13 protein-coding genes are annotated in these 14,423 nt (G+C 63.1%); 8 read left to right on the top strand and 5 right to left on the bottom strand.

Annotated features, from left to right (window positions below; all coding sequences use genetic code 11):
• Positions 1-221: 221 nt before the first annotated feature.
• From M1D43_RS02570 to M1D43_RS02590, 5 genes are read left to right on the top strand one after another with little or no spacing between them, the layout of a single operon-like run.
• Positions 222-3,296 (top strand): ATP-binding protein, encoded by a 3,075-nt coding sequence (locus M1D43_RS02570; protein ID WP_192923377.1) that lies wholly within the window; start codon positions 222-224, stop codon positions 3,294-3,296.
• Positions 3,280-4,509, top strand: a complete 1,230-nt coding sequence (locus M1D43_RS02575; RefSeq protein WP_498814075.1) for a YcaO-like family protein — start codon at positions 3,280-3,282, stop codon at positions 4,507-4,509. Before M1D43_RS02570 ends, M1D43_RS02575 begins: the two co-directional genes overlap by 17 nt.
• A 7-nt stretch (positions 4,510-4,516) precedes the next feature.
• Positions 4,517-5,299 carry a TfuA-like protein gene (locus M1D43_RS02580; protein ID WP_153312988.1) on the top strand — a complete coding sequence of 261 codons (783 nt, stop codon included), beginning with the start codon at positions 4,517-4,519 and terminating at the stop codon, positions 5,297-5,299.
• Positions 5,300-5,332: 33 nt separating this feature from the next.
• On the top strand, positions 5,333-6,517 hold the full coding sequence (locus M1D43_RS02585) for a gluzincin family metallopeptidase (protein ID WP_498814076.1): 1,185 nt from the start codon (positions 5,333-5,335) through the stop codon (positions 6,515-6,517).
• A gap of 21 nt (positions 6,518-6,538) precedes the next feature.
• A complete protein-coding gene (locus M1D43_RS02590) occupies positions 6,539-7,234 on the top strand; it encodes a hypothetical protein (protein ID WP_003533822.1) in 696 nt (231 codons plus the stop codon).
• 21 nt (positions 7,235-7,255) lie between these two features.
• On the opposite strand, the gene M1D43_RS02595 is transcribed toward M1D43_RS02590, so the two are convergent.
• The 4 genes from M1D43_RS02595 to M1D43_RS02610 all read right to left on the bottom strand — a co-directional run bounded on the left by M1D43_RS02595 (position 7,256) and on the right by M1D43_RS02610 (position 10,244).
• Positions 7,256-7,609, bottom strand: a complete 354-nt coding sequence (locus M1D43_RS02595) for an EF-hand domain-containing protein (protein WP_010969693.1) — start codon at positions 7,607-7,609, stop codon at positions 7,256-7,258.
• Between the two features lie 17 nt (positions 7,610-7,626).
• Positions 7,627-7,866 (bottom strand): glycine zipper 2TM domain-containing protein, encoded by a 240-nt coding sequence (locus tag M1D43_RS02600; RefSeq protein ID WP_003533819.1) that lies wholly within the window; start codon positions 7,864-7,866, stop codon positions 7,627-7,629.
• Positions 7,867-8,196: 330 nt separating this feature from the next.
• Complete coding sequence (locus M1D43_RS02605; protein ID WP_153312990.1) at positions 8,197-9,303, bottom strand: hypothetical protein; 1,107 nt, start codon at positions 9,301-9,303, stop codon at positions 8,197-8,199.
• A gap of 230 nt (positions 9,304-9,533) precedes the next feature.
• On the bottom strand, positions 9,534-10,244 hold the full coding sequence (locus M1D43_RS02610; RefSeq protein WP_153312991.1) for a DUF899 family protein: 711 nt from the start codon (positions 10,242-10,244) through the stop codon (positions 9,534-9,536).
• A 195-nt stretch (positions 10,245-10,439) separates the two neighbouring features.
• Between M1D43_RS02610 and M1D43_RS02615 the strand changes: the two genes are divergently transcribed.
• The 3 genes from M1D43_RS02615 to M1D43_RS02625 all read left to right on the top strand — a co-directional run bounded on the left by M1D43_RS02615 (position 10,440) and on the right by M1D43_RS02625 (position 13,406).
• A complete protein-coding gene (locus M1D43_RS02615; RefSeq protein ID WP_003533813.1) occupies positions 10,440-11,192 on the top strand; it encodes a pyridoxine 5'-phosphate synthase in 753 nt (250 codons plus the stop codon).
• Between the two features lie 147 nt (positions 11,193-11,339).
• Complete coding sequence (locus tag M1D43_RS02620) at positions 11,340-12,797, top strand: aminotransferase-like domain-containing protein (RefSeq protein ID WP_153312992.1); 1,458 nt, start codon at positions 11,340-11,342, stop codon at positions 12,795-12,797.
• 186 nt (positions 12,798-12,983) lie between these two features.
• On the top strand, positions 12,984-13,406 hold the full coding sequence (locus tag M1D43_RS02625; protein ID WP_153312993.1) for a DUF983 domain-containing protein: 423 nt from the start codon (positions 12,984-12,986) through the stop codon (positions 13,404-13,406).
• 77 nt (positions 13,407-13,483) lie between these two features.
• Here M1D43_RS02625 and M1D43_RS02630 read toward each other — a convergent pair whose 3' ends face one another.
• The gene (locus M1D43_RS02630; RefSeq protein ID WP_003533807.1) at positions 13,484-14,371 is read right to left on the bottom strand and encodes an SDR family oxidoreductase; all 888 of its coding nucleotides are present in this window, start codon (positions 14,369-14,371) and stop codon (positions 13,484-13,486) included.
• Positions 14,372-14,423 lie beyond the last annotated feature (52 nt).

The following is a 14,423-nucleotide window of genomic DNA, read 5'->3' on the forward strand; positions in this document are numbered from 1 at the left end:
GAAAGGTTGCCCGGTTGCGCGTTTTGCAACTGCCCGCCGATTGACATTGATCTAACGGGCCATCAGCCTTCCCCGAGTCGGTCCCGACACCGCGTGCAGTCAGGGGTGATATTTTTCGCACGTCAGGTCGGGATCACGTCGGAAAATGCGAGACAGACAGGTCGCCCTTAAGCAGCGCCGCGCGTCTGAGCGGACCTGGCTGGCGAATGCGGGAGTGGTGCATGCTGCGCGAGAGCCGGACAAACACACCACGGCGAGCGGCCGAGCGCGGGAAGCGCCCGGGCGGTTCTTCCGTGCGTGGCGGCGAGCGGCGTATCGTCACGGCGCTTTGCTATGATCTGGTCGGGTCGACCGATCTGATGCACGTGATGGATATCGAGGATTACCAGGAGCTGATGTCCGCCTTTCAGCTTGCCTCGAAGCAAGCCATCGCATCGCATTCCGGTGTGATGCAGCACGAGGCCGGCGACGGCGGTGTTGCGCTCTTCCCGATCGAACTCGAGGCGAAGGACGCCGCCTCGCTCGCAATCCGCGCGGGGCTCGGGATCGTCGAGGCGTGCAAGCGCGTCGGCCGCGAGGCAGGGCAGGACGATCTGCAGGTCCGCGTGGGCATCGCCACGTCCGTTGCCCTCGTTCTCGAAGGATCCCGCGAAGGCTGGACTCGCGAACCGGTCACAGGCGCGGCCCTTGCCATGGCTGCCCGGCTGCAGGCCATCACGGCGCCGAACAGCGTTCTGGTCTCCGAGGAGACACGCCATCTTGCAGGCAGATCCTATGCTTTCGTGTTTCAGGGCAGCAAGGAGCTCAAGGGCTTTGCAGCGCCTGAGAAAGTGTGGCGGGCGCTCGGCCATAAAGTGGGGGTGGACCGCTTCTATGCCTTCGGACGGATGGGCGGGCCGCTGATCAACCGTGAGAACGAACTGAATACCATCGGGCAACTCTGGGACGGCGTCCTTGCGGGACAAGGCTCCGTGGTCCTGATCCAAGGGGACGCCGGCATCGGCAAATCGCGTCTTCTCAGGGAAATTCGCAGACGGACGCGCGCGAAGCGTTCCAAGCTTCTCTTCTTCCAATGCCTGCCCGGCGGTTTCCGCTCGACCCTTCATCCTCTCTTGAACAATCTCCCGGAGGCGGTGTCGGGGAGCGCAGGGCAGATGGGTCCGACGGCCGCCGCCGTGGCGGCGCTGTTCGAACGCAACGGTATCAGGGATGCGGAGGTCGTCGATGTCTTCTCCTACCTGCTTGGGGCGCAGGGTAGCCGTCTGCAGTCGAACGAAGATCCGAAGGCGATCCGCGAGAAGGCTCATCGAGCCCTGCTCCGTGCATTGGAAGCCGTGTGCCGACGCGGGCCGGCGGTGGTGGCTGTCGAGGACGTCCACTGGATCGATCCGACATCCCGTGACCTGCTTGGCGAAGCTGCGAGGATCATTGCAAAATTTCCCGTCTTGCTCGTTACCACGTCGCGCCCTTCCTATGCTTCGGAATGGCTCGACGCCGCCAATCCGACGCGGCTTGCGTTGCGGCCGCTCGATTCGGATGAAACCAGGCTGGCGATAAAGGCAAAATGGCCGGAGCACCGCCTGGCGTTGCTTCCCGATCTCTTCGACGCGACCGAACGGATATCCGGCGGCGTTCCGCTCTTCATCGAGGAGATCTGTCAATGGGTGTCGCAAAATGTCGAGCCCGACACGATGCGCCTGTCGGAGAGCGCCAACCCGTCGCATGTGTCGGCGTTCGAGTCGATATTGGAATCCCGCCTGCAGCAGTTGGGTACGGCCAGGGAGGTCGCGCGCGCGGCGGCAGTCGCGGGCACGCAGGTGACGCTGCCGCTGCTCCGGGCTCTTTTGCCGGATTTCGGCAAGAGCGCGCTTGCGAACGCAGCCGATACTCTCTGCGAGACGGGATTCCTGACGCGGATAAGGGTGCCGGGGCGGACCGCCTATGGCTTCCGGCATACGCTGATCCAGGAGACGATCTACAACGCCGTGCTGCGCAAGCAGCGGCAGGTGCTGCATCGGCGGCTCTTCACAGCGGTCAACCAAAATCGTGGCATGGCGCCCTGGATCGATACCGGTGCGCTTGCCGAGCATGCGGAAAGGGCGGGGCTTGTCGAAGAGGCTGTCCCCTTGTTCATCGCCGCGGGAAAGGAGAGTTCGAGCCGGTCCGCAATGATAGAGGCGAGGCAGTTTCTGGAGCATGCCCTGGATCTCTGCGGCCAAATGAGCGAGATCGACACTGCCGAACCTCTGAAGCTTTCGGCGTTTACGGCCCTCGGTCCGGTCGTGGCCGGTCTGGTAGGACTTAACTCGCCGCCGGCCCGGCGGTTATACGAGGAGGGCGTGGAAATTGCCCGCCGTCGTCCCTTGTCGGAACAGTCGAAGTGGTTTCCGATCTATTGGGGGTGGTGGTTCACCGGGTCCGATTTTCGGGTGATGCACGACCGTGCCCTGGAGGTGCGGTCGATGCTGTCGAAGGCCAACGAGCCGGAAATCCAGCTTCAGGTCAATCATTGCATCTGGGCGATCGATTTCAATCTCGGCCGCCACAGGGAAACGCAGGATGCGATCAAGGCCGGCCTGGCGCTCTATGACGAGAAGCGCGCCAAAGACAGCCGAACGGAGTTCGGCGGGCATGATGCGAAGGTCTGTGGCCTCGGCCAACTCGCACTCTCCCTATGGCTCACGGGGCGCACGAAGGCCTCGGACGCGGCGCTATCGAGAATGATCGCTTTCACGGACCGGATAGCGCATGCGCACAGCAAGGCACACTCCCTGGATACCGAGGCGGTGTCTGCTTTTTACCGGGACGATTTCGAAAGGCTCACTGAGGTCTCGGCGCGAATGGCGGATTTCGCCAAGAGGCACAAGATGCAGTCCCTGTCCGGCCTGTCGCTTCTTTTCAGCGGGTGGGCCGAGGCGCACCGCACGAGCCTTGCGAGTGGCCATGCGAGATTTCAGAACGGTCTGTCGCTTCTGCGCGAACTTGGGGCGGTGGCGGATCTGCCGATCTATCTCTGCATGCACGCTACCTTGCTGGGCCTTGCAGGCAAGATCGAACCGGCGATCGAGGTCGTCAACGAAGCGATCGGCAGGGGGGAGGAAACCGGCCACGCCTATTGGCTGGCGGAGTTGCACCGGTGCCGCGCAATTCTGCGGGCGCGGGCAGGCGAGCGGAAGGATGCCGTCGCTGTAGACCTGCGCTGCGCCGTTGAAATCGCGGAAAGCCAGGGGGCGACGGCGCTCGCCAGGAGAGCGAGGCATTCGATGCGGGAGCTCGGCATTGTTATCGGGCGCTGAACGAAACGGTGCGAAATCGAACGACGGCGCACGCGCGGCCCTCGCTGATCTCCATGCCTCGATCGTTTCCGCGCAGAAGGCGCCTTTTTCGGATCGCCCGGTCGAGGGGAGCCTGGAGCGCTGTCTCGCCGCCCTGGCGCCACTCTGCCGCCGCGCCCGCATTACACGGCTGGGCGACCTGACGGGCCTCGATCGGCTCGGCCTGCCGGTGATGCAGGCCGTGCGACCCGCCGCGCTTTCAGAGGTCACATCTCTCGGACGCGGTCTGTCGAGGGCCGAGGCGGCAGTCGGCGCGTTGATGGAATCGCTCGAGCGTTACTTCGCCGAGGCTGTTCCGACGGAGCGGACCTTTCTGGCGACGGCCGACCAACTCGAAGTCACCGACGGCCTTTTCGAAAACCTCGTGGTTCCCGATTGGCGCGGGACATGGCGGCAAAGGACAATTGCCTGGATCGAAGGTATCGATGTCGTCGGCGGCTCGGCGCACCCGGTGCCGCTGGAACTTGTGCATACGCGCTACAGCGAACCGCAGCCGGCCCATGACGGCGTCTTTCTGCGGACGACTACCGGGCTTGCCTGCCATACGAGCCCCCATGGTGCTTTCCTGCACGGATTATGGGAATGCCTTGAACGGGACGCGATCGCACGCGCATTCGGGACGCACGGCTTCTTCGACCGGTGGCGCATTGCGCCCTGCGGACTCGGCGACGGGGTGGATCATATCCGATCGCTCGCGGGCGCTCGCGGGATATCGTTTGCACTGTGGCTCGCTCCGTCGCCGGCGGCTGTTGCCGTCGTCTGGTGTCAGACGGTCGAGGCCGGGCTCGGGGAACCGATCCTTGCGTTGCCGACGGAAGGCTACGCCGCCGGGCCAACCATCGAAATGGCGGCGGCAAGCGCAATGCTGGAAGCGCTCTCGGCCAGGGCAGGGGCGATCTCCGGCGCCCGTGACGACCAGACGAGGGAACATTACCGCAGGAGCACCGATGCCGCGGTGGCGAGGGCCCGCGAGCTCGTCCTCGCCGATGCGGCGCCGAAGCGCGGAGAGGCGACGTCCGCGACGATTCCGGACCCCGGTACATTGCTAGACCGGGTGGTCGAAGCCGGTCTTGGACCTGTGCTGGCCATTCCCGTGGGCGCCGACGAGGAGGCGGGCGTCCATTGCGTGCGAACCGTTCTTCCCGGAGCCTCTCCCTTTTTCGTTCTGCGATGAGTATGTGATGGCCGGCCGAGGCGACAATCCGATCCTGGTGTTTCTCGGTCCGACTCTTCGTCTTTCCGAGGCGGAGAAAGTCCTCGACGCGATTTATCTGCAGCCGGCTGCGCAGGGGGATGTCCTGCTTGCGGCACATGCCTTTCGCCCTCGGGCCATGATTCTGATCGACGGGCAGTTCGAGGACAGACCGGCTGTCCGGCACAAGGAAATTCTCTGGGCGATGGCGCAAGGGATCGTCTTCATCGGCGCCGGCAGCATGGGCGCACTCAGGGCCGCGGAGCTTGACGCTTTCGGCATGATCGGCGTTGGTCTCATCTACAGGTGGTATCGACGCTTCGGACGTGGTCCTCTTTCCAGCCCTGCGCCCGACGATGCGGTCGCCGTACATTCGGGACCGCCGGAACTCGGCTTTCTGCCTTTGACGGATGCCCTTGTCGACCTGCAGCGAACCTTTTCCGCGTGGTCGCGCCTCGGTGCTGTCAGCCCTTCGGAACGCGACCGTCTTACAACTATCGCGAGAAACATGAACTTCCGGGAGCGCTCGCTTTCTGCGGTCTTGCAGGCCGCGGGCTGGGCTCAAGAGAGAAGCAGGGAACTGCGGCAGCAGATGATCGGACAGAAGAGGCACGACGCGATCCTGGCGCTCCAGCAAGCACCAACCCTTCTGGCGCAGCATCGTGGCACAGAGCAAGATGGCGACTGGATCGCGACGAACACCTTCCTCCGCGACCTGGAGGCTGGCGGCATTGACTCGAATTTGGTGAACACCTATAAATTGAAACCATAATTTAGGCATTTTTATTCCGGGGGGCAGTGTGCGATGCGTCTGCTTCGAGACGAAGCCCTCGGGTCCGGCGATTCACGCCTGGGCACGCGGTTCTGGATTTTCCCTCAGCCCCCCTTTATCCCGGGCTATGAAAAACCGGACCGCGTCTGGCTGCCGATACCGAGGGACGAGATCGGCGAAGGGCCGAGCGACGCGACGATGTATGTCGTCGATCCGCTCGATGACAAGGAACCCTACGGCTTCGACCGGCTGCCGCCGTTTCACGGCGCCGCCCGTGCACCGGTGGGACCGGGTCCGGATCTGCATTTCGACAACCTGTCTCCCGACTCCCGGGCGTTCCTTCCGGTTCATGCCTATGCGTGCGTGCATTTCGTTCTCAACATCTGGCAGAGTTATCTCGGCAGACCGGTCCGCTGGTTCTTCGACCAGACCTTTCCGCGGCTCGAGATCGTTGCCTTCGTGAACTGGGACAACGCCCAGGCAGGCTACGGCTTCCTGGAGCTTGGCTGTTCCGACATCGACGGAATAAGGCGGCCCTACGCGCTCAATTTCGACACCATCGCTCACGAAACCGGACATCTCATCTTTCTTTCGGAAACCGGTATCCCGACGGCTGTGTCGCGCGGAGACGACTTCTTCTCCTTTTCCGAGGCCTTTTCAGATCTGGTGTCGTTGATCTCGTTCCTGCACTTCGATTCCGCGATCGACAGGCTGCTCCGGCGGACGAAAGGGAACCTCCTGCTCTACAACGAGCTCAACCGCTTCGCCGAGACGAGTCCGGAAACCCAGATCCGTCTCGCCACGAATTTCCGCCGCATGTCGGAGGTTACGCGCGAAGTGCATGACCGCGCACTGCCATTCGTGGGGGCGATCTTCGATTCGGTCGTGGAACTCTATCACCGCGAGCTCGTGGCACGCGACTGCGCCGACATCCGGCTGCTCGATATCGACCTCCGGCATCTGGAGCAGGATGATTTCGACCGGTTCCGTGAGACGACGGCAGAGGCTTTCCGGATCAAGCCGATGATCTTCGGACTTGCGCTACGGTCGGCCCGCGACGCGGTGGGGCAGGCCCTTGCAGCTTCGCTGCGGTCGGTCAATCCGGACACCTTGCGGCTGGATCAGGCCGCGGCCGCTATCGTTGCGGCTGCCGATGGAACGGCCGCCGGAGTTCTGGAGGCGAATTTCGCATGGCGTGAAATCATCAGCTCGAGATAGGGGACAGAAAAGGAGAGGAAGATGAGCAATTGCAGCAGCCATCCCGGAGTGGGCAGAGAGCCGGACGGCCTGTCCGGACCAGTCTACGATACGTATAATCCGAGCGAAGTACGCCTCTACGGGCGACCGGCAACCCGAGAGGAGATATTCAAGATCACGGACGAGCAGATCCTGCAAAGAATCAAATCGTCGCTACGCGAAACTTCGCTTCGGGACGAAGACCTGAATACGCTCGTGAGAATAGTGAAGGAGGCGGCGATCGGAACGGTCGACAACGACGTTCTTGCCGGTATCTTAAAGCAGCAGATCGTCCTCGCCATATTCGATGATGAGCTGAAGTTCAGTCAGCTTCCGGTCAGCGTCAACATACCGGCGAAGAATTTCGAAAAGGGCGGCGAACGATATATCAAGAGCATCGGCGTGATATACGGCTATGCCTATGAGGGGCATTGCTACAAGTTGCCGAAGCCGCAGATCATGTATTTGCCGGAAGAGCCGCGAAAGATCCTCGGCGGGGATTGCGGATGCGACTGCGGATATGTTCCCGAACTCGGCTACGCCGTATGGCAGATCGACAAGCTCGAGCGCGTCATTGCGCTGGACGTCCGCTCCGACGACGTGAAGACCCTGGTGCTCGACGAGAACATGCCCGGCAGCCGGTCGCCCATGGCCTATGCGCAGACGATGGCGCTTGCTCCGCAACGGCATCGCGACTGAACCGCCGAGCGGCGCCGGTGCCTATTGCAGGCTGCCGTCGCCGCTTCTGTCGGCCGATTTGAAGTCGGCCATGACCCTGTTCAGGAACTCGGTTTGGCTGAGCTTCCCGTCACGATTGGCGTCTGTCGCGGCAAACTGCTGCGCGTTCAGAACCTGCGCCACTTCTTCCGAGCGCAGACTTCCGTCCTTGTTCCTGTCCAGGTTCCCGAAGGCCGAGGTCATGAAGGCTTGGTATTCCGGCCGGTCGACGGCCCCGTTCCCGTCACGGTCCAGCCGATTCATCTGGCCCTGGTTCATGGCCATCGGCTGATCCTGCGCCGCCGCTGCAATCACCTGGGAAAGCGCGAACGCCGCCACGAGGACTGGTCTTTTCATCACCCTGCTCCTTTGGGTCAGGTGCAGGTCAGGGCGCTGCCCGCTGCGCTGCCGAGTACGGCACCGCCGCCCACGGCCCAGAGCTGCCCGGTTCCCGAGCCGATGGTCGCGCCGGCCAGTCCACCGACGACCGCGCCACCGACGGTGCCCGCGATACAGCCGAACTCACCGGTCCGCCCCCCGGTCATCGAGGCGGTTTGGCAGCCGGATAAGGCGAGGCAGGCTGCGAGAGCGAGAGTGATCGTGCAATTCTTCATTTCTTCCTCCAAGCATTCCGCCCGTATGAAATACAGATCGTAGGAGGCGCCATTAAGTGGCGTCGAATGGAAAAGGACTTCCGAATATCTCCCTCGTAAGAAGAGGGTTCTTCTATTCCATTGGAAGCTGCCTCTCGGCAAAACACGCGGTCCATCTGAAAAGACGTGCGGACTGTCGGTAAATACTACCGCTGCCTATGAGTGAAAACAACTCTCGGGCCAGTTGATCACCGATCACCAATGGCAACATATGATGTCGGCCGTGATTGTGAGCTGGTCATATTTCCGTTTGGGGGCGGCTCGCCGGGTGAAGAACCACCTGTGAAGAGCTCAGTGACCGTTGATCTTGTGCGGATTGCTTACCGAGAGGATGAAGAAGGGCTCGTCGCCCTTGAGCGGCTTCAGCTTCTGCTGGCAGTTCCACGCCTCCTGGAAGCTGTCGCGCGTCAGCAGCTTGCGGTACCGCGCGGTCGCCGACATGCATTGCATCAGCGTGCTTTGCAGGCCCTCCAGTGCGGCATGAGCATAGATTTCGCCGTCCAGAGCGAAAAGCTGCGCCGCAAGCGAGGTGCTTTCGTAGAGGATGTCGGCCTCGCTATCGAGCCTGTCCGCGGTGATGAAGTCCTGGCGCAGGGGAATGCCTTCGCCGTCGTGGGAAAGTGTGACCCGGATTCCCGGCGCAGGCGCGTCATACCAGGCGAGCGCGATGGAGAATGCTAGCGCCTGATTGCCGGAAGCCGGCTCACGGCCGCCGTCGGACGCGCTTGCCTTCGCAAGCGTTCCATGTCGAAGCGCCGCCTCGCGCAACTGGGCGGCAAATCGCCCGGTGCTCTTGTGCTGCGGGCCGGTAACGCTGATGCTGACGGAGGGAAGCCCCCGGACCGCGGCCATCGGACCATTGACGAGCTTGGCCTCGGCATCGATGTCGAGCGACATTTCCGATTCCGGCAGAGGAGCAAAAAGGAGAAGCGGCAGCACCGTGAGCACGGCCCAGGGAGAGGAGAAGGGGGCGGGCTGCCAGGGCGGCCTGCGCCCGGACTGCCGGCTGCGGGCGCCCGCGGTATCGTGACCTGAAGCCACAGGCACGCTGGACGACTGCCGGCGATACTCCGGCACATAGGTCCCCTTTGGCATGACGATCTGCCATTCTTCGTCGGCGCCGTCCGTTTCGTAAAAGGCCTTGAGCAGCTTGCGCAGCTTGCCGGCATGGACGCGGACAAGCGGATCGCTGTCCGCATCGAAGGTCTGACTGCGTCCGAAAACATCGATGGCGATCGAGTAGCCCTTCAACTGGGCGCCTTCACCGAGCATCTCCTTTTCCACCACATAGGCGAGAAACGCGCGCAGCCGCTCGGAGCGCTGAAAGCCATTGCTGTCGAGAATCCGGGCGAGCGCTCGCCGGATCGTCTCGTTGCATGGCCTTTCGGCTGGCGTCATCGATGGCTCCAAGAAAAGATGCGGCTCAATGCCGGAAAAATGTTTTAGAACATAAGCAACCTTAACCTGATTCGAAACTTAGGCCCAAAGATGGTGGTTGTCAGGCCGCGCGTCGGAAAGTGCGCGTTTTTCCGGCTGAGCAGCAGAAATGCATCGATTCGCGGGCGCGCGCGGCCGTCGCCTGCGCGGTCCTCTACGGACGGGCAGCGACGGTCCCTAAGACGGCCGGATCATCCGCCGCTGCTATATTCGAGTTTCGGGTACCAGCCGGCGCCCCGGCCTTCGGGCGTGGTGTCGAGCAGGGTCCATAACGGGTCGGGATCGGGTGCGCCGCGCGGGTCCTGGCCCGGATCGGCCATCTCGCCGCTGATCTCCGCACTCCAGAAATGCCGGATCGTTCCGTCTCTCCGCGTGAAGACCGTGTAGCCCGGAACGTCCTCATCCTCGGCACTGACATAGTCTCGGGTGAAGGCGCCGTCGCTATCGGAATAAACCTTCAATTGCGTCCAGCCGCGGGCCTTCTTTGCAGCGAGCAGTCTCTCCACCGGCGAACGGGCGACCATGGCGAGTGCCACGCGCTGCTCGATATCGGGCACCTTTCCCTCCCAGCCGGCCATCAGGGAGGTGCACATGGGGCAGGGCCTTTCGCGCTGCGGTCCGAACATATAGCTGTAGATGATGAGGGTATTCTTGTCGCCGAAGAGATCGGCAAGTGTAACGGGTCCGTTCTCACTCTCGAAACGATAGGTCTTGGTCACTTCGCCGCCCGGCGGCAGTCGCCTGCGCAGCTCCGACACCCGCTCGATGTGGCGCCTCAATTCGATCTCCTCGGCGAGAAGCGCATTGCGCGCCCGGCGGTAGTCGGCACTTTCGTTGGGAAAGCGGGCGCGGTTTCGCGCTGCCAGCTCCTTAGCGGCGATCGGCGTCGTCTGCATGGTCATGTCTCACTCCTCCGGTTCGATATGGTGCACTCGGCGATTAAGTTGATATCAACGTATCTGACCGCTGTCAAAGAGGCGCGCTGCGCAGAACCGCGAATGAGCGATTCCTGTTTCCTGAAAACTGCGGTAGAACAGCGGCGTAGCCATCATTCGGCCCCTTGTGCAAATTGGGGCGTCTCGTCTGAAAGTTCCGATATGCCTGCAAAGCTCTCCGTAAATCTCAATGCCATCGCCATGCTGCGCAACCGGCGTGATCTCCCCTGGCCATCCGTGACCGGCCTCGGGCGCACCGCCTTGCAGGCGGGGGCGAGCGGACTGACCGTTCACCCGCGTCCGGACCAGCGGCATATCCGCTTTTCCGATCTCCAGCCGATCCGCGACCTGATCGACGACGAGTTTCCGGCTGCGGAATTCAACATGGAGGGCTTTCCGAACGAGGCGTTTCTCGAACTGGTCGAGCGGCACGAACCGGAACAGGTGACGCTGGTGCCGGACGATCCGGCGCAGGCGACCTCCGACCATGGATGGGATTTTCGCAAGAGCCATAACCTGCTCGGCAACGTCGTCGGGCGGCTGAAGAAGAGAGGTTTCCGCGTCTCGCTGTTTGCCGACGGCATACCCGACCCGGAGGCGCTGAAGCTTGCGAAGGAGACCGGGGCCGACCGCATAGAACTCTATACCGGACCCTATGGCGGCTGTTACGACGATCCGGAGAAAGCGGAGCGGATCGCGATCGAGCTGGGCCGCACTGCGGAGATCGCGATCGGCCTTGGCCTGGCCGTCAATGCCGGCCACGACCTGACCGTCGCCAACCTGCCGTTGCTCGTCGAACACATTCCCGAACTCGCCGAAGTCTCGATCGGACACGGGCTGACGGCCGATGCGCTCGAATATGGAATGGCCGAGACCGTACGACGCTTCCGCCGGGCCTGCGGCGAGACGGCTTAACGCGACGGATTCATAGCTCGGCGCGCCTCCTGCGTTGCGCGCCGCTTTGACGAGGGACTTCCGCGCGCGCCCATTTTGAAATGAAGCTGCGCACCGAGTGCCGGCAGTTCTCTCTATCAGGACGATCTTGCGCGCTATCCCGCGTCCATGCAATATCCATACATTGCAAGAACTCGAAAGGCTCCGAAGGCCGTGGATCGCGTGGAGGTTTCCTGGGTGCCGACCCTCGGCAGGGCGGGGGGGCCGCTGTATCTCGCAATTGCCGACGAGATCGCCGCGGACATCGCGGCGGGCCGGCTGCAGGATGGAGTGCGCCTGCCGCCGCAGCGCGCTCTGGCGGCCGCGCTCGGCATCGACTTTACAACCGTCAGCCGAGCCTACAACGAAGCGCGCCGGCGCGGCCTGGTCGAAGGTCGCGTGGGGCAGGGTACCTATGTCACGGCTCGGCGGAGGAGCGCGGTACGTCCCTCCTCGGGCGGTCTGGCGGGCGGCCTGTTGGGCAGTCTCGTCGACATGAGCATGAACCTGCCGCCGCTCTTCGACGACCCGGCTCTGTCGGAGAAGATGTGGGCGGATGTTGCGGCTCTCGATCAGCGTGGTCCCGAACTGCTGATGCGCTATCAGCCTGTCGGCGGCGCGGAGCGGGACAGGGCTGCGGGTGCGGCCTGGCTCAAGCCGCGGCTCGGCGATCTTCAAGCCGATCGGTTGGTCGTCTGTACAGGAGCGCAAGGGGCTCTGCTTGCGAGCGTCGGGATGCTGGCGACGAAGGGCGACAGGATCTGCGCCGAGGCGCTTACCTATCCCGGCCTTCGCTCACTGGCGGCACATATGGGTATCGAACTCGTGAGCGTCGGGATCGACCGCAACGGGATATTGCCTGACGCCTTCGAGGAGGCGTGCGCCCGGTACAAGCCGAAGGCTCTTTACTGCAATCCGACCCTTCACAATCCGACGACCGCGACGCTTCCGCTCGAACGCCGCGAGGCGATCGTGGCGATCGCACGCCGCCATGGCGTGGTCGTAATCGAGGATGACGCCTACGGCGCATTGCCCGCGAACCTCGTTCCCCCGCTGGCCGCGCTCGCGCCGGACCTCGTCTTTCACATAGCAGGCCTTGCCAAGTGCCTCTCGCCGGCGCTCCGCATCGCCTATCTGGTCGCGCCTGACCGATCGGCGGCCGTCCGCCTCGAAGGGGCGATTCGAGCGACAGTCGGCATGACGTCTCCGCTTTCGGCGGCCATCGCCACGCGCTGGCTGGAGGAGGGGACGGCGCAGGCGGTCCTGGCAGCGATCCGCACGGAAGCCGGCGCGCGCCAGCGGATCGCGATCAAGAGCCTCCGTGGTGCCGATCTTCTCGCCGATCGCGAGGGTTTTCATCTTTGGCTGAAGCTGCCTTCCCGGTGGAGCCGCGGCGAGTTCACGGCGCAACTGCGAACGGCCGGGATCGGCGTCGTCGCCAGCGATGCCTTCGCGATCTCCGACCCACCGGAAGCCGTCCGGCTCGGTCTCGGCGCTGCGCGGACACGCGATGAACTGCGGCATAGCCTGGACGTCATCGCCGGTCTGCTCGCTCAGTCGCCAGCGGCCCATAACCTCATCGTTTAAAGGTGATACTCCGGTGCGAAGGTGCTGCGTGGAATTGCCGCGCCCCTGAATGCATACAATTTATTGTTCTTGTATGGTTTGTATGTCATGTCTTTTTGGCCGCCCAAGCGGGTGGTGCCCGGCCGGCGGGAACGTCTCGCAAGGTTGCGGGTTTGCGGGGCACGCAGAAGACTGAAAGGAAGAACGATGCCGGATCATGAGTGGCCGCCTCTATCGCCGCTGCATACGGGATTGCGCGGTCGCTGCCCCCGTTGCGGCCAGGGGCATATGTTCGATGGCTTCCTGAAGCTCAGGCGAGGATGCGAAGTCTGCGGGCTGGACTATTCCTTCGCCGATCCCGCGGACGGGCCTGCTTTCTTCGTCATCTGCTTTGCCTGCGTGCCGAGCGTTTTTCTCGGCGTGTGGCTGGAGGTGCAATACAACGCACCCCTTTGGGTCCATCTCCTGGTCACCGGGCCGTTCATGCTCCTGACCTGCATTCCGCCGTTGAGGCCGCTAAAGGGGTGGTTGGTGGCGAGCCAGTATTTCTACAAGGCCGAGGAGGGCAGGGTGGCTCGCCGGGCCGCAGCCGCGGCGCCGGAGAATTCGAGCGAGACCGCCCTGCGCTGAACGCCGACCTCGGTCACTACCCTCGAATCAGCCCAGAAAAGGCCCGGTCGTTTTGCCGGGCCTCCTGCGACCTATGATCAGTGGGCGAGCGCCGCCCTATTCGCCTCCAGGAAGGAGGCAAGGTCGATGGGGTGCCTGCCGGTAAGGCCGGCGGTGTCGTCGGTTACGATGTCGAAATGTCCTTTGCGGGTATTGGCGTCGAAGGAGACGAGGATCGGAACGAAGAAGTCCGGCAGACCCGCATTCTTGAGACCGCCGGCCAGTGCTTCGTCAGAGACATGGACGACCTCGAGCTTCTTGCCCGTGGCTTTGGCAACAAGGGCGGCGATCTCGCCGGTTGTGAGAGCCTGCGTTCCGGTCAGGGTGTAAGTGCGGCTTTCCGCCGAGTCCGACTGGAGAGCGGAAGCGGCGGCCGCGGCAAGGTCACGGCGCCCGATGTGGGAAATCCGGCCATCGCCGGCGGAGGAGAACCATTGTCCTGCCGCGAGTGCGTGCGGGAGCGACAGGAGGAGGTTTTCCATGTACCAGGCGTTACGCAGAATCGTGTAGGGAATCCCCGTCGCCTTGATGGCTTCTTCGGTGCCGAGATGGTCGGACGCGAAAGGGATCACCGACGCTTCCGGCTGCGGCATCGACGTATAGAGGATGTGCTTCACCGCCGCCTTCCTTGCCGCCTCGACGGCGGCAAGGTGCTGCTTCAGACGCTTGCCCGGTTCGTTGAGAACATCCGTCGAAATGATGAGTATTCGGTCGGCGCCGGCGAAGGCCCGCTCGAGCGAAGCCGCATCGTCGAAATCGGCGGCACGGGTCTCCACGCCCTTCGCTGCGTAGTCCGCCAGTTTGGCAATGTCCCGGCTGGTGGCGATAATATCGGCCGGCTTCGTCTTGCCGGATGCCAGGAGGGCATCGAGCACGAGTTTGCCGAACTGGCCGGCGGCGCCGGTTACGAGCAGTCTTCCAGACATGATTTTCCTTTCTTTTCCACTTCAGCGCGTTGTTCAGCATGTCCTGTCGACA

Source organism: Ensifer sp. R1-3 (genome assembly GCF_056739175.1).